Origin of the sequence: Agromyces sp. PvR057 (genome assembly GCF_040547485.1) — a bacterium.
In the GTDB taxonomy this organism is placed as follows: domain Bacteria; phylum Actinomycetota; class Actinomycetes; order Actinomycetales; family Microbacteriaceae; genus Agromyces.
In genome coordinates, this window is record NZ_JBEPPT010000007.1 from 52,372 (window position 1) to 72,948 (window position 20,577).

General features: G+C 71.1%; 18 protein-coding genes. 9 read left to right on the plus strand and 9 right to left on the minus strand.

All coding sequences use genetic code 11. The features are described from left to right. Nucleotides 1-44: 44 nt before the first annotated feature. Nucleotides 45-293 carry a WhiB family transcriptional regulator gene (locus ABIC29_RS18885; RefSeq protein WP_055859573.1) on the minus strand — a complete coding sequence of 83 codons (249 nt, stop codon included), beginning with the start codon at nucleotides 291-293 and terminating at the stop codon, nucleotides 45-47. 203 nt (nucleotides 294-496) lie between these two features. Between ABIC29_RS18885 and ABIC29_RS18890 the strand changes: the two genes are divergently transcribed. Then, complete coding sequence (locus ABIC29_RS18890) at nucleotides 497-955, plus strand: hypothetical protein (RefSeq protein ID WP_354248019.1); 459 nt, start codon at nucleotides 497-499, stop codon at nucleotides 953-955. A 67-nt stretch (nucleotides 956-1,022) separates the two neighbouring features. On the opposite strand, the gene bcp is transcribed toward ABIC29_RS18890, so the two are convergent. The 3 genes from bcp to aroA are packed head-to-tail and all read right to left on the minus strand — an operon-like array spanning nucleotide 1,023 to nucleotide 3,962. Next, the gene (gene bcp, locus ABIC29_RS18895; protein WP_116083210.1) at nucleotides 1,023-1,499 is read right to left on the minus strand and encodes a thioredoxin-dependent thiol peroxidase; all 477 of its coding nucleotides are present in this window, start codon (nucleotides 1,497-1,499) and stop codon (nucleotides 1,023-1,025) included. 58 nt (nucleotides 1,500-1,557) lie between these two features. Next, the gene (rsgA, locus tag ABIC29_RS18900; RefSeq protein WP_116084741.1) at nucleotides 1,558-2,595 is read right to left on the minus strand and encodes a ribosome small subunit-dependent GTPase A; all 1,038 of its coding nucleotides are present in this window, start codon (nucleotides 2,593-2,595) and stop codon (nucleotides 1,558-1,560) included. Continuing rightward, on the minus strand, nucleotides 2,592-3,962 hold the full coding sequence (gene aroA, locus ABIC29_RS18905; protein ID WP_116083207.1) for a 3-phosphoshikimate 1-carboxyvinyltransferase: 1,371 nt from the start codon (nucleotides 3,960-3,962) through the stop codon (nucleotides 2,592-2,594). The genes rsgA and aroA overlap by 4 nt, the downstream gene beginning before the upstream one ends. A 166-nt stretch (nucleotides 3,963-4,128) precedes the next feature. Between aroA and ABIC29_RS18910 the strand changes: the two genes are divergently transcribed. From ABIC29_RS18910 to ABIC29_RS18920, 3 genes are all read left to right on the plus strand, one after another. Then, the gene (locus ABIC29_RS18910; protein WP_116083205.1) at nucleotides 4,129-4,770 is read left to right on the plus strand and encodes a sigma-70 family RNA polymerase sigma factor; all 642 of its coding nucleotides are present in this window, start codon (nucleotides 4,129-4,131) and stop codon (nucleotides 4,768-4,770) included. Beyond that, nucleotides 4,767-5,024 carry a zf-HC2 domain-containing protein gene (locus ABIC29_RS18915; protein ID WP_116083202.1) on the plus strand — a complete coding sequence of 86 codons (258 nt, stop codon included), beginning with the start codon at nucleotides 4,767-4,769 and terminating at the stop codon, nucleotides 5,022-5,024. The genes ABIC29_RS18910 and ABIC29_RS18915 overlap by 4 nt, the downstream gene beginning before the upstream one ends. A 124-nt stretch (nucleotides 5,025-5,148) precedes the next feature. Next, nucleotides 5,149-7,419, plus strand: a complete 2,271-nt coding sequence (locus tag ABIC29_RS18920) for an MMPL family transporter (RefSeq protein WP_354248024.1) — start codon at nucleotides 5,149-5,151, stop codon at nucleotides 7,417-7,419. A 157-nt stretch (nucleotides 7,420-7,576) separates the two neighbouring features. Here the strand turns inward: ABIC29_RS18920 and ABIC29_RS18925 are convergent, their stop codons facing one another. Next, entirely contained in the window at nucleotides 7,577-11,353 is a 3,777-nt protein-coding gene (locus tag ABIC29_RS18925) for a multifunctional oxoglutarate decarboxylase/oxoglutarate dehydrogenase thiamine pyrophosphate-binding subunit/dihydrolipoyllysine-residue succinyltransferase subunit (protein ID WP_116083198.1), read from the minus strand. A 145-nt stretch (nucleotides 11,354-11,498) separates the two neighbouring features. On the opposite strand from ABIC29_RS18925, the gene guaB1 reads away from it, so the two are divergent. The 4 genes from guaB1 to ABIC29_RS18945 all read left to right on the plus strand — a co-directional run bounded on the left by guaB1 (nucleotide 11,499) and on the right by ABIC29_RS18945 (nucleotide 15,994). Then, nucleotides 11,499-12,938, plus strand: a complete 1,440-nt coding sequence (gene guaB1 / locus ABIC29_RS18930) for a GMP reductase (protein WP_116083196.1) — start codon at nucleotides 11,499-11,501, stop codon at nucleotides 12,936-12,938. A 113-nt stretch (nucleotides 12,939-13,051) separates the two neighbouring features. Next, on the plus strand, nucleotides 13,052-14,377 hold the full coding sequence (locus ABIC29_RS18935; protein WP_354248028.1) for a hemolysin family protein: 1,326 nt from the start codon (nucleotides 13,052-13,054) through the stop codon (nucleotides 14,375-14,377). Continuing rightward, nucleotides 14,374-15,411 (plus strand): hemolysin family protein, encoded by a 1,038-nt coding sequence (locus tag ABIC29_RS18940; protein ID WP_116083192.1) that lies wholly within the window; start codon nucleotides 14,374-14,376, stop codon nucleotides 15,409-15,411. The genes ABIC29_RS18935 and ABIC29_RS18940 overlap by 4 nt, the downstream gene beginning before the upstream one ends. 148 nt (nucleotides 15,412-15,559) lie before the next feature. Beyond that, complete coding sequence (locus ABIC29_RS18945) at nucleotides 15,560-15,994, plus strand: VOC family protein (RefSeq protein ID WP_199471611.1); 435 nt, start codon at nucleotides 15,560-15,562, stop codon at nucleotides 15,992-15,994. A 27-nt stretch (nucleotides 15,995-16,021) separates the two neighbouring features. Here ABIC29_RS18945 and ABIC29_RS18950 read toward each other — a convergent pair whose 3' ends face one another. Together ABIC29_RS18950 and ABIC29_RS18955 are read right to left on the minus strand one after the other, a co-directional pair. Then, entirely contained in the window at nucleotides 16,022-17,161 is a 1,140-nt protein-coding gene (locus tag ABIC29_RS18950; RefSeq protein ID WP_116083189.1) for an NADH:flavin oxidoreductase/NADH oxidase, read from the minus strand. Then, nucleotides 17,158-17,802: an HAD family hydrolase gene (locus ABIC29_RS18955; protein WP_116083187.1), complete on the minus strand. Its 645-nt coding sequence runs from the start codon at nucleotides 17,800-17,802 to the stop codon at nucleotides 17,158-17,160. The genes ABIC29_RS18950 and ABIC29_RS18955 overlap by 4 nt, the downstream gene beginning before the upstream one ends. Before the next feature lie 24 nt (nucleotides 17,803-17,826). Here ABIC29_RS18955 and ABIC29_RS18960 point away from each other — a divergent pair, with 24 nt between their 5' ends. Next, a complete protein-coding gene (locus ABIC29_RS18960) occupies nucleotides 17,827-18,684 on the plus strand; it encodes an ADP-dependent NAD(P)H-hydrate dehydratase (RefSeq protein WP_354248033.1) in 858 nt (285 codons plus the stop codon). A gap of 83 nt (nucleotides 18,685-18,767) precedes the next feature. Here the strand turns inward: ABIC29_RS18960 and ABIC29_RS18965 are convergent, their stop codons facing one another. Beyond that, nucleotides 18,768-19,550, minus strand: coding sequence for an amino acid ABC transporter ATP-binding protein (locus ABIC29_RS18965; RefSeq protein WP_116083182.1), 783 nt, complete (start codon nucleotides 19,548-19,550; stop codon nucleotides 18,768-18,770). Continuing rightward, nucleotides 19,547-20,455, minus strand: coding sequence for an amino acid ABC transporter permease (locus ABIC29_RS18970; RefSeq protein WP_116084738.1), 909 nt, complete (start codon nucleotides 20,453-20,455; stop codon nucleotides 19,547-19,549). The genes ABIC29_RS18965 and ABIC29_RS18970 overlap by 4 nt, the downstream gene beginning before the upstream one ends. Nucleotides 20,456-20,577: the final 122 nt, after the last annotated feature.

The following is a 20,577-nucleotide window of genomic DNA, read 5'->3' on the forward strand; positions in this document are numbered from 1 at the left end:
CTCGAGGGCCACGGCGTCGTTCCGTGCTGTGGTGCAGACCTGGGTCAGCCGGCGCGGCGTGCGCGGGCAGCGCGGCGCTTGAGTGCGCGGCGCTCGTCTTCGCTGAGGCCGCCCCAGACGCCCGAGTCCTGGCCGGTCTCGAGGGCGTACTGCAGGCAGATCTCGGTGACGGTGCATCGGGCGCACACGGCCTTCGCCTTCTCGATCTGGTCGACGGCGGGACCAGTGTTGCCAACCGGGAAGAAAAGCTCCGGGTCAGCCGTGAGGCAGGCGGCCTTGTCGCGCCAATCCATGAAGATGCTCCTTGCGATGTGTTTCGTTTGCAGACGCGCACGATTGCGCAAGCCGTAGCCGGCTGTGCTGCTTGGGGGAAAGGCCGAATTACGGGAAGTAGGATCGGTATCGATCGGCTCACGTCCCTGTGAGCATCAATTCGGCCTCATAAATGTTCGCATAGCGACGAGGGCGAATCAATAGCCGTGAATGGGATAACGCTGTGAATACCGACGAAGATCGCGCCAACATGCCGCAGGACGCATCCGACGCGGGCGGGGTGCGTGCCGCGCTGATCACCGTCAACGCCGTGCTCGTGCTCGAGGCGCTCGGGCTCGTCGCCGTCGTGGTCTGGCTGGTGGTCGACCTGCTCTCGATGGCGCCCTCGTCGTACGCGACGGCCATCGCGCTGCTCGTGCTCGTCGTGCTGGCCGCGGTGTGGGTCGTGGCGGTGGCGATCGGCTCGTTCCGCCGTGCGCCGTGGGCGCGCGCGTCGGCGATCGTGTGGCAGGTGCTGCAGGTGTCGATCGCGGTCGGCGCGTTCCAGGGCATGTTCGCGCGTGCCGATGTCGGCTGGGTGCTGCTCGTGCCGGCGATCACGGTGATCGGTCTGCTGCTCTGGACGCCCGTGCGCGTGGCCTACACGCGCGACGACGCGGAACGGGCGCCGCACGGCGCATGAGCGTCGCGGGCGCCCGTCGGGGTGTCCTGCGTGCCGCGGTCGGTCGAGCGACCGGCGCGGCGACGGCCTAGCCGTCGAGTCCGAGCTCGCGCCGCACGCGTGCGACGTGGCCGGTGGCCTTGACGTTGTACCAGGCGTGCTCGATGACGCCGTCGACGCCGATCACCATGGTCGAGCGGATCGAGCCGACCACGGTCTTGCCGTAGAGCTGCTTCTCGCCCCAGACGCCGTAGCGCTGCTGCACGGCGAGGTCCTCGTCGGAGAGGAGCGTGTAGTTCAGCCGGTCGCGCTCGGCGAACCGGGCGAGCTTCTCGACGGCATCCTTCGAGACGCCGATGACGCGCACGCCGGCCGACGCGAACGAGTTGAGGCTGTCGCGGAAGTCGCATGCCTCGGTCGTGCAGCCGGGCGTCATCGCCTCGGGGTAGAAGTACAGCACGACCCGTTCGCCGCGCAGCTCCGAGAGCGTCGTCGGGGTGCCGTCCTGGTCGTTCAGGGTGAAGTCTGGTGCGAGGTCGCCGGGGGCGAGTCGTGCGTCGGTCATGCTTCCATGGTGGCACGACGGATGCCGCGAACCGCCCGTGAGCGACTGGGGCCGTCGCTCAGCGGAACGTCTCGAGCAGCCGCTGCAGTGAGTCGAGGCGCGCGCGCCCGGTGTCGCCGAGCTCTCCGGCCTGGACGGCCTCGACGATGGCGCAGTCGGGTGCGTCGGGCAGGTGGGTGCAGCCGCGCGGGCACAGCTCGGCGATGCGCGCGAGGTCGCTGAAGGCGCCGAGGATGTTCGACGGGTCGACGTGCCCGAGCCCGAACGATCGCACGCCGGGGGTGTCGATGACCCAGCCTCGCCCTGCGGGGGAGTCGAGCCTGAGCGAGACGGTCGACGAAGAGGTGTGGCGTCCGCGTCCGGTGACGGTGTTGACGACGCCGGTGGCGCGGTCGGCTCCTGGCACGAGTGCGTTCACGAGCGTCGACTTGCCGACGCCGGAGTGGCCGACGAACACCGTGCGGTGGCCCACGAGCTCGGCGGTGATGAGCCCGAGCGGCATGTCGTCGGTGCGCGAGCGCACGACCGGCAGGTCGAGGCCCGCGAAGTTCTCGAGGAATTCCGAAGGATCGGCGAGGTCGGTCTTGGTGATGCAGAGGATCGGCTGGATGCGCGCGTCGTACGCGGCGACGAGGTATCGGTCGACGAGCCTGATGCGCGGCTCGGGGTTCGCCGCGGCGACGACGATGAGCATCTGGTCGGCGTTGGCGACGATGACGCGCTCGACGTCGTCGGTGTCGTCGGCGCTGCGCCGGAGCAGGGTGCTGCGTTCGCGAACGCGCACGATGCGCGCGAGGGTGCCGACGTCACCGGTCGCATCGCCGACGAGGTCGACGTGGTCGCCGGTCACGACGGACTTGCGGCGCAGTTCGCTCGCCCGCGCGGCCGTCAGGGTGCGCTCGTCGGGGCCGTCCTCGTCGATGAGCACCGTGTAGCGGCCCCGGTCGACGCCGAGCACGAGACCCTCGACGGCGTCGGCGTGCTGCGGGCGCACCTTCGTGCGGGGCCGGCTGCCGCGTCGATTGGGACGCACCCGGATGCTCGACTCGTCGAACTCGGGTTCGTCGTCGTCGCCGTCAGCGTCCCACCAGCTCATGCGAGCATCTGCTCCCACAGCGCCGTGAACTGGGGCAGGGTCTTGCTCGTGGAGCCGATGTCGTCGATGATCACGCCGTCGACGCCGAGTCCGACGATCGCGCCCGTGGTCGCCATGCGGTGGTCGGCGTAGGCGCGCCATGGGCCGCCGTGCAGCGGGGCGGGCACGATGCGCAGGCCGTCGTCGAGTTCGCTCACGTCGCCGCCGAGGCCGTTGAGCTCGGCGACGAGCGCGGCGAGCCGGTCGGTCTCGTGGTGGCGGATGTGCCCGATGCCGGTGAACGTGCTCGGATCGTCGGCGAAGGCCGCGAGCGCCACGAGGTTCGGCACGAGCTCGCCGGCCTCCGACAGGTCGAGATCGGCTCCGCGGATGCCTCGGCCGCCGTCGCTCGAGCGCTCGGGCGCCTGCACGGTGAGCCGGTCGCCCGCACGTTCGACGCGGGCTCCGAATCGGGGGAGCAGGTGTTCGAGCTGGGCGCCGACCTGGGTGGTGGACTCTGGCCACCCGACGATGCTCACGCTGCCGCCCGCGACGAGGGCGGCGACGAGGAACGGCGCCGCGTTCGACAGGTCGGGCTCGATGGCCACGTCGATCGCGCGGATCGGCCCGGGAGCGACGACCCATCGGCCGGGTTCGGGCGAGTCGACCTCGATGCCGCGCTGCCGCAGCGTCTCGATCGTCATCTCGATGTGCGGCAGGCTCGGCAGGCGCTCGCCGGTGTGACGCAGGTCGAGTCCACGCTCGAACCGGGCGGCGGAGAGCAGCAGCCCCGAGACGAACTGGCTGGAGGCCGACGCGTCGAGTTCGACCACGCCGCCCTCGACGCGTCCGGTGCCGTGCACGGTGAAGGGGAGCGCGCCGCGGCGGTCGTCGTCGAGGTCGACGCCGAGTGCGCGGAGGCCCTCGATGGATCCGCCCATCGGCCGGCGGCGGGCGCCCTCGTCGCCGTCGAACGTGGTGGGGCCGAGGGCGAGTGCCGCGACCGGCGGCACGAAGCGCATGACGGTGCCGGCGAGGCCGCATTCGACGGTCGTGGAGCCGAGGAGCTCGTCGGCGGGGATGACGCGGAGGTCGTCGCCGAACCCGCCGGTCGCCGGCATCCGCTCGAATCGTGTGCCCAGGGCGCGCAGCGCGTCGATCATGAGTTCGCTGTCGCGCGACCACAGCGGCGCGTGCAGCGTCGAGGGGCCGTCGGCGAGGGCCGCGAGCACGAGTTCGCGGTTCGTCAGCGACTTCGACCCCGGCAGGGCGAGCACCGAGTCGAGGGGCTGCGCGGCCACGGGCGCGAGCCACCCCGGGTCGGGCTCGGTCTCCCGGCGATCGCCGTAGGGATCGAACTCTGGCTCGGAATACTTCTGGATCTGCATCGGTTACCAACAGTAGCGTTCGCGAACGCGGAAGGAGTTGATGCGCGTGCCCGTGGCAGAGCTGCGTACCCCGATGGCCACGACGTCCCACCCAACGTCGGCTCCGCTGTCGACCCGTGGTCGACGCAGGGGGTCGTCACAGGGCGACGGCCTAGGATGGCGGGTGATGACTGCCGACGAGATCGACACCGCACCGGAGTCCGAGCGTCCGCTCGGCGAGCTGTTCGAAGAGCAGGCGCTGCCCTTCCTCGACCAGTTGTACGCCGCGGCGCTGCGCATGACGAAGAACCCCGCCGACGCGCAGGATCTCGTGCAGGAGACGTTCGTGAAGGCCTATGCGGCCTTCGGCCAGTTCACGCAGGGCACGAACCTCAAGGCGTGGCTGTACCGCATCCTCACGAACACCTTCATCAACACGTACCGCAAGAAGCAACGCGAGCCGTACCAGGGCACGATCGACGAGTTGGAGGACTGGCAGCTCGGCGGTGCGGAATCGACCACGGCGCGATCGACGCGCTCTGCCGAGGCCGAGGCGATCGACCACCTGCCCGACAGCGCCGTCAAGGACGCGTTGCAGGCGCTGCCCGAGGACTTCCGCCTCGCGGTCTACTTCGCCGATGTCGAGGGCTTCTCCTACCAGGAGATCGCCGACATGATGAACACCCCCATCGGGACCGTGATGAGCCGACTGCATCGAGGCAGGCGGCTCCTCCGCGAGTCCCTCGCCGAGTACGCGCAGGAGCAGGGCATCGCCACTGCCTCGGCGTCGACCACCAAGAGGCAGAAGCTGCCGAGGAGCCCGAAATGAACGACTGCGGCTGTGAGAAGGCCCGCGCAGAACTCGAGGAGTACCTGCACCACGAACTCGCCAGTGCGGATGCCGCGGACATCCGTGCGCATGTCGAGAACTGCTCCGACTGCCGCAACGAGGTGCGCGTGGGCGTCGCCATCACCGAGGTGATGCAGCGCGCCTGCAAGGAGAGCGCCCCGGAGGTGCTGCGCACCCTGGTGCTCACCCAGATCCGCACGGTGCAGGCCGGCCACGGGGTCTCGGCCGACTGATCCTCGTCGTGCCCGCCGCTCGACCGGTGATCCGACCGAGTGCGCACCGGGCACCGGTCGAGCGCCGACGTTCAACCATTCGACGGACGCTCCCGCCCGACCCGCGCGCGTAGCGTCGAGGGTGATGAACGAGTCAGCTCCCGCCCCCGCCCGATCCGGTCGCGTCCCGACCTGGCTCAGGGTGCTCCTGCCCACCGTCCTGATCCTCGTCTGGTTCGCCGCCTTCGGCGCCGGTGGCGCCTCGTTCGGCACCCTCAGCGATGTCGTCGAGAACGACCAGGCCCAGTTCCTGCCCGCGTCGTCGGAATCGGCGGAGGTGCAGGCGCTCCAGTCCGAGTTCCGCGGTGACGAGGCGATCCCCGCGATCGTCGTCTACGCCCGCGACGGCGGCCTCACCGAGGCCGACCTCACGGCCATCGCCGACGATGCGGAGGCGTTCGCGGCCGTCGACGGCGTGCTCTCCGACGGCGTCTCGCCCGCGGTCGAGTCCGAGGACGGCGAGGCCGCCGAGGTCTTCGTGCAGGTCGACTCGTCGGCCGAGGTGAAGGAGGTCGTCGGCGAGATCCGCGAGCGGGTCGCCGAGACATCCGGAGACGGCCTCGACGCCGCGGTGACCGGACCCGCCGGTTTCACGACCGACCTCTCGGCCGCGTTCGCCGGCATCGACGGGCTCCTGCTGCTCGTGGCGTTCGGCGCGGTGTTCCTGATCCTCGTGATCGTCTACCGCTCGCCGCTGCTGCCGTTCATCGTGCTCGGCACGAGCCTCACGGCACTGTGCGCGTCGGTGCTCGTCGTCGTGTCGCTGGCGCAGGCCGACGTGCTCGTGCTCAACGGCCAGACGCAGGGCATCCTGTTCATCCTCGTGATCGGCGCCGCGACCGACTACTCGCTGCTCTACATCGCGCGGTACCGCGAGGCGCTGCACCTGCACGAGCGCAAGTGGGATGCCACGTGGGCCGCACTCCGCGGCTCATGGGAGCCGATCCTCGCCTCGGGCGGCACGGTGATCGCCGGCCTGCTCATGCTGCTCGCGAGCGACCTGACGTCGAACAAGCTGCTCGGCCCCGTCTCGGCGATCGGCATCGCGTTCGCGCTGCTCACCTCGCTGACGCTGCTGCCCGCCCTGATGTTCTGGGCCGGTCGTGCGGCGTTCTGGCCCGTGCGTCCGAAGGTCGGCGCGCACGTCGAGGCCGACGACGTCGTCGCACGCCGGGGCATCTGGCCCAAGGTGGCTCGGCTCGTGGCGCGTCGCCCGCGCATCACATGGATCGTCTCCACCCTGCTGCTGGCCGTCATGGCGCTCGGCGTGACGCAGCTGAAGGCGGATGGCGTGCCCTCGAGCGAGTTCGTGCTCGGCAACTCCGAGGCGCGCGACGGTCAGGCCCTGTTGAGCGAGCACTTCCCGGGCGGCTCCGGCACTCCGGCGGTCATCATCGCGTCGGAGGAGGACCTCGAGGCGGTCGCCGAGGTCGTGCTCGCCACCGACGGCGTCGATTCGCTCTCGGTCGTCTCCGAGGATTCGCCGAGCGGGTCGCTCCCGGTCACCGAGGACGGCATCCAGCCGCTCGGGCCTCCCGGCACCCCTGCGGGCGAGCCGACCGTCGTCGACGGGCTGGTGCAGCTCGACGCGACGCTGGCCGACGCGAGCGACTCCGACGCGGCCGAGGACACCGTGACGGCGTTGCGCGACGGGCTCGCGGATGTCTCGACGACCGACCAGCCGGTGCTCGTCGGCGGCGTCACCGCCGTGGCGCTCGACACGAAGGTCGCGTCGATCCACGACCGCAACCTCATCATCCCGCTCGTGCTCGGCGTGATCCTGCTGATCCTGATGCTGCTGCTCCGCGCGATCGTCGCGCCGCTGCTGCTCATCGCCACGGTGGTGCTCTCGTTCGGCGCCGCCCTCGGGGTCTCGGCGATCGTGTTCAACCAGGTGTTCGACTTCGCGGGCGCCGATCCGGTGGTGCCGCTCTTCGGCTTCGTGTTCCTCGTGGCGCTCGGGGTGGACTACAACATCTTCCTGATGACCCGCGTGCGCGAGGAGTCCGTCACGCACGGCACCCGTCAGGGCGTGCTGCGCGGGCTCGTCGTCACGGGCGGCGTGATCACCTCTGCGGGACTCGTGCTCGCGGCGACGTTCGCGGCACTCGGCGTGCTGCCGATCCTCTTCCTCGCGCAGCTCGCGTTCATCGTCGCGTTCGGCGTGCTGCTGGACACGTTCCTCGTGCGCTCGCTGCTCGTGCCGGCGCTCGCCTACGACCTCGGACGCGTGATCTGGTGGCCGTCCAAGCTCTGGCGTGCCGGCCCCGAGGTCGGTGACGGCCGGGACGAGGTCGCCGCGACGCTCGAATCCGACGCCCTGCACGCTCCGCACGACGCGGAGCACCGGGCCTGAGACGTCGTGCCCGGGCGGCGGGGGAACCCGCCCGGGCACGACCCCTTCCTGCCGGGTCGAGTGGGACGCCGGCACCGGGCGATGCCGGCACCGGGCACGGGGGAACGGAAGAGGGCGGATGCCATGCGGCATCCGCCCTCTTCGGGTCTTCGAACGGTCAGATCGTGAGCGCGCGGCTGACGAGGTCGGCCTGCTCGGTCGCGTGGCGCTTGGCCGAACCCGTGGCGGGCGACGCCGATGCCGTGCGCGAGACGACCCGCACCGGGCGGTCGCCGAGCTTGTTGGTCTCGACGATGAAGTACGGCCAGACGCCCTGGTTCTCGGGCTCGTCCTGCGCCCACACGAACTCGGCGTTCGGGTAGCTGTAGGCCACCTTCTTGAGCTCGTCGGAGGGCAGCGGGTAGAGCTGCTCGAGGCGCACGAGTGCGACCTCGGGGTTCGGGTGCTTGTCGAGCTCGGAGAGCAGGTCGTAGTAGAGCTTGCCCGAGACGAAGACGATGCGCTTGACGGCGTCCTTGTCGGTGATGCGGGCGTCGTCGATGACCGGCTCGAAGCGGCCGCTCGCGAAGTCGGCGACCTCGCTCGTCGCGCCGCGCAGGCGCAGCATCGCCTTTGGCGTGAAGACCACCAGCGGACGCCGGGGGCGCGCGTACGCCTGGCGGCGCAGGAGGTGGAAGTACGACGCGGGCGTCGACGGACGGGCGACCGTCATGTTGTTCTCGGCGCACAGCTGCAGGAAGCGCTCGATGCGTGCCGAGGAGTGGTCGGGACCCTGGCCCTCGTAGCCGTGGGGGAGCAGCAGCACGACGCTCGAGCGCTGGCCCCACTTCTGCTCGGCCGAGGAGATGAACTCGTCGATGATGGTCTGCGCGCCGTTGGCGAAGTCGCCGAACTGGGCCTCCCAGAGCACGAGCGCGTCGGCGCGTTCGACCGAGTAGCCGTACTCGAAGCCCATGGCCGCGTACTCGGAGAGCAGCGAGTCGTAGATCCAGAAGCGGGCCTGGTTGTCGGAGAGGTTCTGCAGCGGCAGCCACTCCTGGCCGTTCGAACGGTCGTGGAGCACGGCGTGGCGCTGCACGAACGTGCCGCGGCGGGCGTCCTGACCGGCGAAGCGCACCGGGGTGCCCTCGATGAGCAGGGAGCCGAGTGCGAGCAGCTCGCCGAAGCCCCAGTCGATCTTGCCGTTGCGGCTCATGTCGACGCGCTTCGTGAGCAGTTGCTGGATCTTCGGGTGCACCGTGAAGCCCGCGGGCTTGTTGCCGAACGCGTCGCCGATGGCGGCGACGACCTCGGTCGACACGCCCGTCGTCTCGGGCTCGCCGACGGCCGGCTCCTCGAACTCGAGGGTGCCGGTGGCGCCGATGATCGGGATCGACCCGGTCTGCGCGGCGTGCGTCTCGGCGAAGGCGCGCTCGAGGCGGTCCTGGAAGTCGCGGTGGGCCTCCTCGTACTCGGCCTCGGTGATGTCGCCGCGGCCGACGAGCGCCTCGGTGTACAGCTTTCGCACCGAGCGCTTGGCCTCGATGAGGTTGTACATGAGCGGCTGGGTCATCGAGGGGTCGTCGCCCTCGTTGTGCCCGCGTCGGCGGTAGCAGACGAGGTCGATGACGACGTCGCGCTGGAACTCCTGGCGGTAGCGGAAGGCGAGCTCCGCGACCCGAACGACGGCCTCGGGGTCGTCGCCGTTCACATGGAAGATGGGGGCCTGGATGGCCTTGGCGACATCCGTCGAGTAGATCGACGAGCGCGCGTCGCCTGGAACGGTGGTGAAGCCGACCTGGTTGTTGATGTTCACGTGGATCGTGCCGCCCGTGCGGTAGCCGCGGAGCTGCGACATCTGCATGGTCTCGATCACGACGCCCTGGCCGGCCATGGCCGCGTCGCCGTGGATCAGGATCGGCAGCGTCGAGAACGTGCCGATCGGCTTGCGGTCCTGCTTGGCGCGCACGATGCCCTCGAGCACGCCGTCGACGGCCTCGAGGTGCGACGGGTTCGCGGCGAGCGACACCGGGATCTGCGCCCCGTCGTCTGCGGTGAACGTGCCCTCGGTGCCGAGGTGGTACTTCACGTCGCCGGAGCCCTGTCCGGAGGTCGTGCCCTCGAACTCGAGGAACACCTGCCCGTAGGTCTTGCCGGCGATGTTGGTGAGCACGTTGAGGCGGCCGCGGTGGGCCATGCCGATGGCGACCTCGTCGAGCTGCTCCTTCGCCGCACCCTGGAGGATCTCGTCGAGGAGTGCGATGACGGACTCGCCGCCCTCGAGGCTGAACCGCTTCTGGCCGACGTACTTGGTCTGCAGGAAGGTCTCGAACGCCTCGGCCTCGTTGAGCTTGCCGAGGATGCGCATCTGCTCGTCGTGGGTCGGCTTCTCGTACTTGCGCTCGACCTGCTCCTGGATCCACTTGCGCTGCTCGGGGTCCTGGATGTGCATGTACTCGATGCCGATGGTGCGGCAGTAGGAGTCGCGCAGGACGCCGAGGATGTCGCGCAGCAGTGCCGTGCGGGTGTTGCCGAAGCCTCCGGTCACGAACTCGCGGTCGAGGTCCCAGAACGTGAGGCCGTGGCTCTCGATGTTCAGGTCGGGGTGCGAGCGCTGCTGGTACTCGAGCGGGTCGGTGTCGGCCATCATGTGGCCGCGCACGCGGAACGAGTTGATGAGCTCCTGCACACGGGCGGTCTTGTCGATCGCGCTCGCGATGTCGACCGAGATGTCGGGCGACCAGTGGATGGGTTCGTACGGGAGCCGCAGGGCCGCGAAGAGGTCCTCGTAGAAGCCGCGCTGCCCGATGAGGAGCTCGTGCACCTTCTTCAGGAACTCGCCGGACCCGGCGCCCTGGATGACGCGGTGGTCGTAGGTCGAGGTGAGCGTGATCGTCTTGCCGATCGCGAGGTTCGCGAGGGTCTTCTCGGCGGAGCCCTGGAACTCGGCCGGGTACTCGAGGGCGCCGGCGCCGATGATGCAGCCCTGGCCCTTCATGAGGCGCGGCACCGAGTGCACGGTGCCGATGCCGCCCGGGTTCGTGAGCGAGATGGTCGCACCCGAGAAGTCGTCGGCGGTGAGCTTGTTGTTGCGGGCGCGGCCGACCAGGTCTTCGTAGGCGTTCAGGAACTCGTTGAACGTCATGGTCTCGGCACGCTTGATCGCCGGCACGAGGAGGGCGCGGCTGCCGTCGGGCTTCGGGACGTCGATCGCGATGCCGAGGCCGATGTGCGCGGGACGGACGAGGCTCGGCTTGCCGTCGACCTCGTTGTAGAACACGTTCTGGCTCGGGAACTCCTTGAGCGCCTGGATGAGCGCCCAGCCGATGAGGTGCGTGAAGCTCACCTTGCCGCCGCGCGTGCGGCGGAGGTGGTTGTTGATCACGATGCGGTTGTCGATCATGAGCTTCGCCGGCACCGTGCGCACGCTGGTCGCGGTCGGCACGGTGAGCGAGGCGTCCATGTTCGCCGCGAGCGCCTTGGGCATGCCCCTCAGCGGCACGACCTCGTCGGCGCGCTCGCCGCCGTCGATGACCTGCTGCGGGCTCGTGACGGGCACGTCGGCGGGCACGGGCGTCGAGCGCGGCGCCACCGAGGTCGTGCGGGCCTCCGGCGCCTGGCCGATGACCGGGTTCGGGGTCGTCGCGGGGGAGGATGCCGCGGGCGCGGCGGCTGCGGCCGCGGGCGTCTCGGCGGGGGCCGGGGCGGCCTCGGCTGCCGGGGCGGCGGGGGTCTCGGCGACGGTCGGCTCGGCCGCGGCATCCGTCGACGGTGCGGCTGCGGCGCCGCCCGCGCGGGCATCCCGGTATGACTCGAGCACCGGCCACCACGACCGGTCGACGGACTCAGGGTCGACGACGTACTTCTCGTACATCTCGTCGACGAGCCACTCGTTGGCCCCGTATTCGCCCGCCGTGGTCTCTTCAGACCCCGACCCGGTCAATTGGCTCGACACAGCCGATCGCCCACTCTCTCCGTTGATTCTGGATTTTCTCTCGCGATCGATACACTTTGCGGTTTCGCGCGGGTCCGATCGCCTCGACAAGCCTAAACCCCTTCCGCGGGCTCGGCTTCCAGCCTGCCGGGGTAGCGTGAGGTCCATGGAGTTCTACCGCACCGAACCCAGTCACGATCTGACCTATTCGGACGTCTTCCTCGTGCCGAGTCGCTCGGGGGTCACGAGCCGTCTCGACGTGTCGCTCGCGCCCGACGACGGGTCGGGGGCATCCGTGCCGATCGTGTCGGCGAACATGAACTCCATCACCGGCCCGAGACTGGCGTCGACGCTGGCCAGGCGGGGCGGGATCGGGGTCCTGCCGCAGGACCTGCACCTGCAGGAGCTGGCCGAGTCGATCCGCTGGGTCAAGTCCCAGTCCGCCCGGTTCGACACCCCGTACGTGTTCGCCCCCGACGCCACCGTCGCCGATGCGCTCGGCGTGCTTCCGCCCGTGCCGGGCCAGGGCATCGTGCTGCAGGGCGAAGACGGTGCGTACGCCGGATGCATCGTCGCAGAGCGACTGGCGACCGCACTGCCCGACGCGCGCCTCGGCGACCTCGTGCACGGTGGTCTCGCGTCGCTCGACGCCGACGACGTCGAGACCCCCCGTCGTGCATTCGACCTGATGGTCGACGCCGGCCTCGAGTTCGCGCCCGTGCTCGAGCACGGCCGGGTCGTCGGAACGCTGAGCCGGCGCAGTGCCCTGCGCGGGACGATCTACGAGCCCAACGTCGACGCCGACGGCCGGCTGCGGGTGGCCGCAGCGGTCGGCATCAACGGCGACGTCGCCGCGAAGGCGTCGGCGCTCGTCGCCGCCGGTGTGGACATGCTCGTGCTCGACACCGCCCATGGACACCAGGACGGCATGGTCCGCGCGGTGTCGATCGTGCGCGACCTCGGGCTCGGCGTGCCGATCGTCGCCGGCAACATCGTCGCCGCCGACGCCGTCGTCGACCTCGTGGAGGCGGGCGCCGACGTCCTGAAGGTCGGGGTCGGCCCCGGTGCGATGTGCACGACCCGCATGATGACCGCGGTCGGGCGTCCGCAGTTCTCGGCCGTGCTCGAGACCGCCGAGGCGGCGCGCGAGCTCGGCGCCAGGGTCTGGGCCGACGGCGGCGTGCGGTATCCGCGCGACGTCGCGCTCGCCCTCGCGGCCGGCGCGTCATCCGTCATGATCGGCTCCTGGTTCGCCGGCACGATCGAGGCGCCGGGGTCGCTCGCGCGCGACGCGAACGGCAGGCTCTACAAGGAGAGCTGGGGCATGGCCTCGACGAAGGCCGTGCGGGAGCGCTTCGACCGCCTCTCGCCCTACGAGCTCGCGCGCAAGGAGCTCTTCGCCGAGGGAATCTCGTCGTCGTCGATCTACCTCGATCCGCTGCGCCCGTCGCTCGAGGACCTCCTCGACATGATCACGTCGGGCGTCCGCAGTTCGTTCACGTACGCGGGTGCGCGCACGCTCGAGGAGTTCCGCGACCGGGCGCGCGTCGGCATCCAGTCGGCCGCCGGATACGAAGAGGGCAAGGCGCTGCCGGTCAGCTGGTGATCCACCGGGAGATCGCCGCGATGCCGCCGATATACTCGTACGCACAATGGACGATCCTCCCTCTGCCAATCCAAGTCACAGACCCTCGCCCGTGATCGATCGGGGAGGTGCGGATGCCTGAGCTGCTCCTGCTCGGCATCGGACTCCTCCTCACGGTCGGCACGGGCTTGTTCGTTGCGAGCGAGTTCGCGCTCGTCAACCTCGATCGTGCCGATCTCGAGGCGCGTCGTTCGCGAGGTGAGACGAGGCTCTCGCTCACCATCTCCGCGCTGAAGATCACCTCGACGCACCTCTCGAGCGCCCAGCTCGGCATCACGCTGACGACCCTGCTCACCGGCTACACGATGGAGCCGGCCATCAGCTCGCTGCTCGCCGGCCCGCTCGCCGCGATCGGCCTGCCCGAGGCGGTCATCCGCCCCGTCGGCGCGATCACGGCCGTCGTCATCGCGACGCTGCTCTCGATGATCGTCGGCGAGCTCGTGCCGAAGAACTTCGCGCTCGCGCTGCCGCTGGCGACCGCGAAGGTCGTGATGCCGTTCCAGACCGCGTTCACCTGGGTGTTCCGCCCGGCGATCGTGGTGCTGAACGGCAGCGCCAACGGGCTCATCCGGGCCTTCGGCATCGAGCCGAAGGAGGAGCTCTCCGGCGCCCGCTCGGCCGAGGAGCTCTCTTCGCTCGTTCGCCGCTCGGCGAGCGCCGGCCTGCTCGAGCAGGACACCGCGACCCTCCTGGGGCGCACCCTGCGCTTCGCCGACCACGACGCATCCGACGTCATGACCCCGCGGCCCGCCGTCTCGGCCGTGCAGCGCCAGGACTCCGCAGAGACGGTGCTCGAGCTGGCGCGGCAGACGGGCTTCTCGCGGTTCCCCGTGTACGACGAGAACCTCGACGACATCGTCGGGCTCGTGCACGTCAAGCAGGCGGTCGCGGTGCCGCGTGAACGGCGGGCGGATGTCCCGGCATCCGCGCTGCAGTCCGAGGCGCTGCGCGTGCCGGAGACGATGACCCTCGACGTGCTGCTCGGCGAGCTGCGCGGCCGCGGGTTCCAGATGGCCGTCGTGGTCGACGAGTACGGCGGGACGGCCGGCGTCGCGACCCTCGAGGACCTCGTCGAGGAGCTCGTGGGCGAGGTCGCCGACGAGCACGACCGCACGCGTGCGGGCATCGTGCGACGCGAGGACTCGATCGCGTTCCCCGGAATCCTGCGGCCCGACGAGCTCGTGGACCGCACGGGCATCCGCGTGCCCGAGAACGGCGACTACGAGACCGTCGCCGGCTACGTCATCTCCGAGCTCGGCCGGCTGCCGGTCGTCGGCGACGAGGTGCGCATCGAGGGCGGCACGCTCGCCGTGCAGCGCCTCGACGGGCGCCGCATCGATCGACTGCGTTTCGTCCCCGATCCGGTGCCGGACGACGACGATGGGGAGGCCCGCCGATGAGCGACTGGCTGGGCATCGTCTGGCTCGTGCTGCTGCTGCTGGCCAACGCCTTCTTCGTCGGTGCGGAGTTCGCCGTCATCTCGGCTCGACGCTCGCAGATCGAGCCGCTCGCCGAGCAGGGCAGCCGCCGTGCGAAGACCGCCCTCTGGGCGATGGAGCACGCGACGCTCATGCTCGCGATGAGCCAGCTCGGCATCACGATCTGCTCACTGCTGATCCTGAACGTCTCCGAGCCCGCCATCCACCACCTGCTCGAGGTGCCGCTGCACCTCACGGGCTGGTCAGAGGGCGTCATCTCGACCGTCGCCTTCATCGTGACGCTCGTGCTCGTGTCGTACCTGCACGTGGTGTTCGGCGAGATGGTTCCGAAGAACCTGTCGTTCTCGCTGCCCGAGCGCGCGGTGCTGCTGCTGGCGCCGCCGCTCGTGTTCATGGCGCGGGTCTTCCGCCCGGTCATCGTGGCCCTGAACGCGACCGCGAACGGCGTGCTGCGCCTGTTCCGCGTCGAGCCGAAGAGCGAGGCGAACTCGACGTTCACGCTCGACGAGGTGCAGACCATCGTCGACCGTTCACGCGCTGAGGGCGTGCTCGCCGATGCGAGCGGCACCCTGACCGCGGCGTTCGAGTTCACGACGAAGCGGGTGGCGGATGTCGCGCTGCCGATGTCCGCGCTCGTGAGCCTGCCGTCGACGGCGACGCCCGCCGACGTCGAGCGGGCCGTCGCCCGCCGCGGATACTCGCGGTACGTGATCGTCGGCGACGACGGCGAACCCGAGGGCTACGTGCACCTGAAGGACGTCATCGACCTCAGGGTCGACGAGTTCGACGACCCGATCCCCGCGAAGCGCATCCGGCGCCTCGTGTCGATCTACGACGGCACCGACCTCGAGGACGCGCTCGCCACGATGCGTCGCCTCGGCACGCACGTCGCGCGCAGCTTCGACGAGCAGGGCGCCACCACCGGCGTGATCTTCCTCGAGGACATCATCGAGGAGCTCGTCGGCGAGGTCCAGGACGCGACCCGCCGCGGCTGAACGCCTCCCGCGAAACGGCCGGCCGCGGCATCCGATCGATGGATGCCGCGGCCGAGCCGTGTCGTGACGTGCCACTCGTTCCTCCTGCGGGATCGGCCGCCGACCCGCGGCGTAGACTCGCGCCGACCCGAGGATCCGAGGAAACATCATGTTCGAGAAACTCATGGCGACGGCCGTCCTCCCTGCGTCGGACCTCGGCCGAGCCAAGGCCTGGTGGCACGACGTGCTCGGCCGCGACCCGGTCTACGAAGACCTCGAGGGCATGGGGCTGTTCTACGACGTCGGCGGCACCATCGTGATGGTGTACCGCACCGAGTTCGCCGGCACCGCGGGCAACACCGCGTTCAACCTCATGACCGACGACCTCGACCGCGACATGACCGCCCTGCGCACGCACGGCGTCGTGTTCGAGGACTACGACCTCCCCGGCCTGAAGACCGTCGACGGGGTCGCCGAACTCGGCGACGAGCGCAGCGCCTGGTTCACCGACAGCGAGGGCAACATCTTCGCGATCGGCCAGCTCTCGCCCGAGATGATGGAGCGGGCCATGCAGATGCGGCGGGCGTCCGCCGGGTCCGCCTGACCGCGCCCGCTCACCTGGGGCCGCGGCTCACCACTCGCCGTCGTTGACCTCGGGCCTGGCCCGCAGGTACTGCACGGGCCACATCGCGCTGCCCGCGCCGAGCTCGTGCGCGGCACGCAGCGCGAAGTGCGGGTCGCGCATCATCGCCTTGCCGAACATCACGGCGTCGGCGGCACCCGAGGCGACGATCTGCTCGGCCTGCTCGGCGTTGGTGATGAGGCCGACGGCCGACACGGCGACGTCGCCGTGCTCGCCGACGTACTGGGCGTGGCCGGCCTGGTATCCCGGCCCGACGGGGATCTCGGCGTGGGCGACGAGGCCGCCCGTCGACACGTCGAAGAAGTCGGCTCCGGCGTCTTCGCACCACCGCGCGACGGTCGCGGTCTGCGCCTCGTCCCAGCCGCCCTCGACCCAGTCGGTCGCCGAGAAGCGCACGAACATCGGCACCTCGGCGCCGATCTCGGCGCGCACCTCGCGCACGATCTCGAGGAGCAGGCGCGCTCGGCCCTCGAGGTCGCCGCCCCATGCGTCTCGGCGCAGGTTCGACAGCGGCGAGAGGAACTGGTGCACGAGGTACCCGTGGGCGGCGTGCACCTCGACGAGATCGAAGCCCGCATCGACTGCTCGGCGGGCGGCCGCGCGGAAGTCGGCGATGACCCGGCGGATGCCGGCCTCGTCGAGCGCGACCGGCTCGCGCATGCCGTGGAACGCCAGCGCCGACGCCGAGACCGTGGTCCAGCCGCCCTCGTCGAGCGGCTGCGACCCCGGCTTGCGAACGGGTTCCGGCCAGACCGACGCCTTGCGCCCGGCGTGCGCGAGCTGGATGCCGGCGGCGGCCCCCTGCGAGCGGATGAACCGGGTCACGCGCGACCACGCCTCGGCCTGCTCGTCGTTCCAGAGACCCGTGTCGTAGTCGGAGATGCGCCCCTCCGGGCTGACCGCGGTCGCCTCGGCGATGACGAGCCCCGCGCCGCCCGCGGCCAACGAGCCGAGGTGCACCAGGTGCCAGTCGTGCGGCACGCCGTCGCGCTCGGTGACCGAGTACTGGCACATCGGCGGAACCCACACCCGGTTGCGGATCGTGAGCGACCGGATGGTGAGCGGGGTGAACAGCACGGGCCCGGCGGATGCCGCGGGTGCCGTGGGGGACTCGGGCGCGGCGCTCATGCGGCGAGCCCCCTGAGCCAGGACTCGAGCGACGCGGCATCCGTGAACACGTGGGCGTCGCCGCCGACCGCGAGGGACCCCGCGACGTTCTCGGCCTTGTTGTCGACGAACACGAACCGCGAGGGGTCGATGCCGAGCTCCGAGATGACGTGCTCGTAGATCTCGGCGCCGGGCTTCACGAGCCCGAGCTCGCCGCTGACGAACACGCGCTCGAACAGCGGGGCGAACGAGCCCGATCGCAGCCACCCCGAGAAGTCGGCGCCCGCGTTCGAGAGCAGCGCGAGGCGCGTGCCCCCGTCGCGGAGGGCGTGCAGCACGCGCAGGGTGCCGGCATCGACGCTCAGCCAGCTGCGGTGGTCGAGCGCCCAGAGCTCGTGCACGTCGACCGCATCGAGGTCGGCGCCGAGCTCGGCGGCGACGCCAGCCCAGTACTCCGCGATCGACACGGTGCCCTGGTCGAGGGCCCCGCGGTGCGACCAGTAGGCGGTCCAGAAGGCCGGCTCGGCATCGGCGCCGACCCCCGCGCGCGCGACGAGCGCGGCCCGGTCGTCGGCGCTCGGAGCGCGGGAGATGACCTCGCCGTAGTCGAAGACGACCACGCGCGGCGCGAGACTGATGGGTTCGAGGGCTGTCGTTGGCATCGCGTTCCAACCTATCGTTGGAGCATGGCCACCGAGTGGAGAAGCTGGCAGGGCGACGCCGCCGCCGCCTGGATCGCGGCGCCGGGAGCCGACGATGACAAGTACTCGCGCGGGGTGCTCGGCATGGTGTCGGGTTCGGCCGAGTTCCCGGGCGCGGCCGTGCTCGGCGTCGAGGCCGCGCACCGCACCGGCGTCGGGCTCGTGCGCTACATCGGACCGAGGGGCGTGCGCGGCGCGGTGCTCGCCCGCCGCCCCGAGACCGTCGTCGGCCGCGGACGCGTGCAGGCCTGGCTGCTCGGCTCGGGCATCGATCCGACCAGGCGGTCGTTCGTGCTGCTCGGCGACCTGCAGCACGCGCTCGCCGACGGCGTTCCGGTGGTGCTGGATGCCGGTGCGCTCGACCTCGTGGGCACGCACACCGCTCCGACCGTCATCACGCCGCACCTGCGGGAGCTCGCGCGGCTCCTCGCCGCGCGCGAGATCCGCTCGAGCCTCGACGAGATCCGCGCCGATCCGGCCGGATGGGCCGAGCGCGCCGCGCGGGAGCTCGGCGTCGTCGTGCTGCTGAAGGGAGCCAGGACGCACGTGTGCGACCCGGCGGGCAACCGGTTCCTCGTCGAGGCGCCGACGCACTGGCTCGCGACCGGCGGCACGGGCGACGTGCTCGGGGGCGTCCTCGGCGCGCTTGCGGCGACGCACCACGCCCTGCTCGCCCGCGACGCCGAGGCGCTCACCTCGCTCGCGGCGACCGCGGCGTGGATCCAGGGCGAGGCGGCACTGCGCGCCAGCACCGCGAACGGCGGAGGCCCGATCGTCGCGCTCGACATCGCGCAGGCGGTTCCCGCCGTGGTCGGCGACCTGCTCGCGAGCCGGGCCGGCTGAGGCGTCCTCCGCGGGCTGCCGCTCCCGCGCATCCGTGCCGTCGCGCGCGCCGTCGCGCTCGCCCGGCCGCGATCTCGAGCGGCCTACGCGCGCAGGAACCGCGCGAGGAACTCCCGCGTGCGCGCCTCGCGCGGCGTCGCGAAGAACTCCGGCGCGGGCGCGTCCTCGATGATGCGCCCGGCGTCGAGGAACACCACGCGATCGGCGACCTCGCGCGCGAACGCCATCTCGTGCGTCGCCATCACGATCGTCGTGCCGCGGTCGGCGAGCGATCGCACGAGCGCGAGCACCTCGCCGACGAGCTCGGGGTCGAGCGCGCTCGTCACCTCGTCGAGCAGCAGCAGCTCGGGATCGCTCGCGATGGCGCGCACGATCGCGACGCGCTGCTGCTGTCCGCCGGAGAGCCGATCGGGGTACGCCGTCGCGAACTCCGCGAGCCCGACCGAGTCGAGCAGCTCGAGCGACTTCGCCTTGGCGGCCGCCCGCGGCATCCGGTGCACGAGGCGTGCCGCGAGCGTGATGTTGTCGAGCACGCTGAGGTGCGGGAACAGGTTGTAGTGCTGGAAGACGACGCCGATGCGGGCGCGCACCCGGTCGGCGTCGACGCGCGGATCGCTCACGTCCTCGCCGTCGAGGAGGATCACGCCGTCGTCGATGGTCTCGAGCAGGTTGATGGTGCGCAGCAGCGTCGACTTGCCCGAACCCGAGGCGCCGACGAGGGCGACGACCTCGTGCGCATCGACGTCGAGGTCGACGCCGTCGAGCACGAGCTTGTCGCCGTACGAGCGACGGATGCCGCGCAGCCGCAGGAGCCCAGGGGCGGAGGGCGTCGCCGGGCCCGGCGACGAGGTGGTCGGCCCGGTCATACGATGCTCCCGCCCTGCTCGCGCACGCGCATGCGCGCCGAGACCCAGTCGGTGAGGCGGATCATCGGCCACGCGAGCAGCACGAACAGCAGGCCTGCGACGACGTAGGGCGTGAAGTTGAAGTAGTGCGCGGTCTCGATCTGCGCGGCGCGCACGGCGTCGACGGCGCCGAGCACCGAGATGAGCCCGACGTCCTTCTGCATGGCGACGAAGTCGTTCATGAGCGCGGGGGTGACCTTGCGCAGGGCCTGGGGGAGCACGACGCGGCGCATGGTCTGGCCGTGGCTGAGCCCCAGCGAGCGGGCGGCGAGGCGCTGCGACGGATGCACGGCCTCGATGCCGGCGCGGAACACCTCGGACACGTACGCCGAGTAGACGAGGATCAGCGCGATCGTGCCCCAGACCGCGACGGGCACGCGCGGGAGGAAGTCGAGGCCGGGAAGGCCGAAGCCGACCAGGTACAGCACGATGATGAGCGGCATGCCGCGGAAGAGGTCGGTGTAGCCGGCCGCGAGCGCCCGCAGCGGGAAGAACACCGGCCCGCGCAGCGTGCGCAGCGTCGCGAGCAGCAGGGCGACGAGCATCACGCCGATGGCCGCGACCACGAGCACCTGGATGTTCAGCCAGAGTCCCTCGAGGATGCGCGGCAGCGATGCGATCGCGACCTCGGGGTCGAAGAAGGTCTGCCGCACCTGCTCCCAGCCGGGCGAGCCGATCAGCGCCCACGCCACGAGCGTCGCGAACACGAGCGTCGAGCCGGCGCTGACGAGCACCGAGCGCCGCGTCTGACGGCGCCGGAACACCCGACGCGCGAGCTCGACGTCGCTCGGCTGCCACGAGGGCTCGCCCGACGCCTCGGGGTCGGTGCGGTCGCGCGAGGCGCCCGTCTTCGTCGATTCAGCCACGGTGCAACGGTAGCGGGGGGGGGGGGGGCCCCCCCCCCCCCCCCCCGGGCGGGGGGGGGGGGGGGGGGGGGGGGGGGGGGGGGGGGGGGCCCCCCCCCGCCCCCCCCGCGGCCCCCCCCCCC

Bases quoted from the DNA above. Each gene is read 5' to 3' on its own strand.
- ABIC29_RS18885 (WP_055859573.1), bottom strand. From the start codon at position 293: ATGGATTGGCGCGACAAGGCCGCCTGCCTCACGGCTGACCCGGAGCTT.
- bcp (WP_116083210.1), bottom strand. From the start codon at position 1,499: ATGACCGACGCACGACTCGCCCCCGGCGACCTCGCACCAGACTTCACC.
- rsgA (WP_116084741.1), bottom strand. From the start codon at position 2,595: ATGAGCTGGTGGGACGCTGACGGCGACGACGACGAACCCGAGTTCGAC.
- aroA (WP_116083207.1), bottom strand. From the start codon at position 3,962: ATGCAGATCCAGAAGTATTCCGAGCCAGAGTTCGATCCCTACGGCGAT.
- ABIC29_RS18910 (WP_116083205.1), top strand. From the start codon at position 4,129: ATGACTGCCGACGAGATCGACACCGCACCGGAGTCCGAGCGTCCGCTC.
- ABIC29_RS18915 (WP_116083202.1), top strand. From the start codon at position 4,767: ATGAACGACTGCGGCTGTGAGAAGGCCCGCGCAGAACTCGAGGAGTAC.
- ABIC29_RS18920 (WP_354248024.1), top strand. From the start codon at position 5,149: ATGAACGAGTCAGCTCCCGCCCCCGCCCGATCCGGTCGCGTCCCGACC.
- guaB1 (WP_116083196.1), top strand. From the start codon at position 11,499: ATGGAGTTCTACCGCACCGAACCCAGTCACGATCTGACCTATTCGGAC.
- ABIC29_RS18935 (WP_354248028.1), top strand. From the start codon at position 13,052: ATGCCTGAGCTGCTCCTGCTCGGCATCGGACTCCTCCTCACGGTCGGC.
- ABIC29_RS18940 (WP_116083192.1), top strand. From the start codon at position 14,374: ATGAGCGACTGGCTGGGCATCGTCTGGCTCGTGCTGCTGCTGCTGGCC.
- ABIC29_RS18945 (WP_199471611.1), top strand. From the start codon at position 15,560: ATGTTCGAGAAACTCATGGCGACGGCCGTCCTCCCTGCGTCGGACCTC.
- ABIC29_RS18950 (WP_116083189.1), bottom strand. From the start codon at position 17,161: ATGAGCGCCGCGCCCGAGTCCCCCACGGCACCCGCGGCATCCGCCGGG.
- ABIC29_RS18955 (WP_116083187.1), bottom strand. From the start codon at position 17,802: ATGCCAACGACAGCCCTCGAACCCATCAGTCTCGCGCCGCGCGTGGTC.
- ABIC29_RS18960 (WP_354248033.1), top strand. From the start codon at position 17,827: ATGGCCACCGAGTGGAGAAGCTGGCAGGGCGACGCCGCCGCCGCCTGG.
- ABIC29_RS18965 (WP_116083182.1), bottom strand. From the start codon at position 19,550: ATGACCGGGCCGACCACCTCGTCGCCGGGCCCGGCGACGCCCTCCGCC.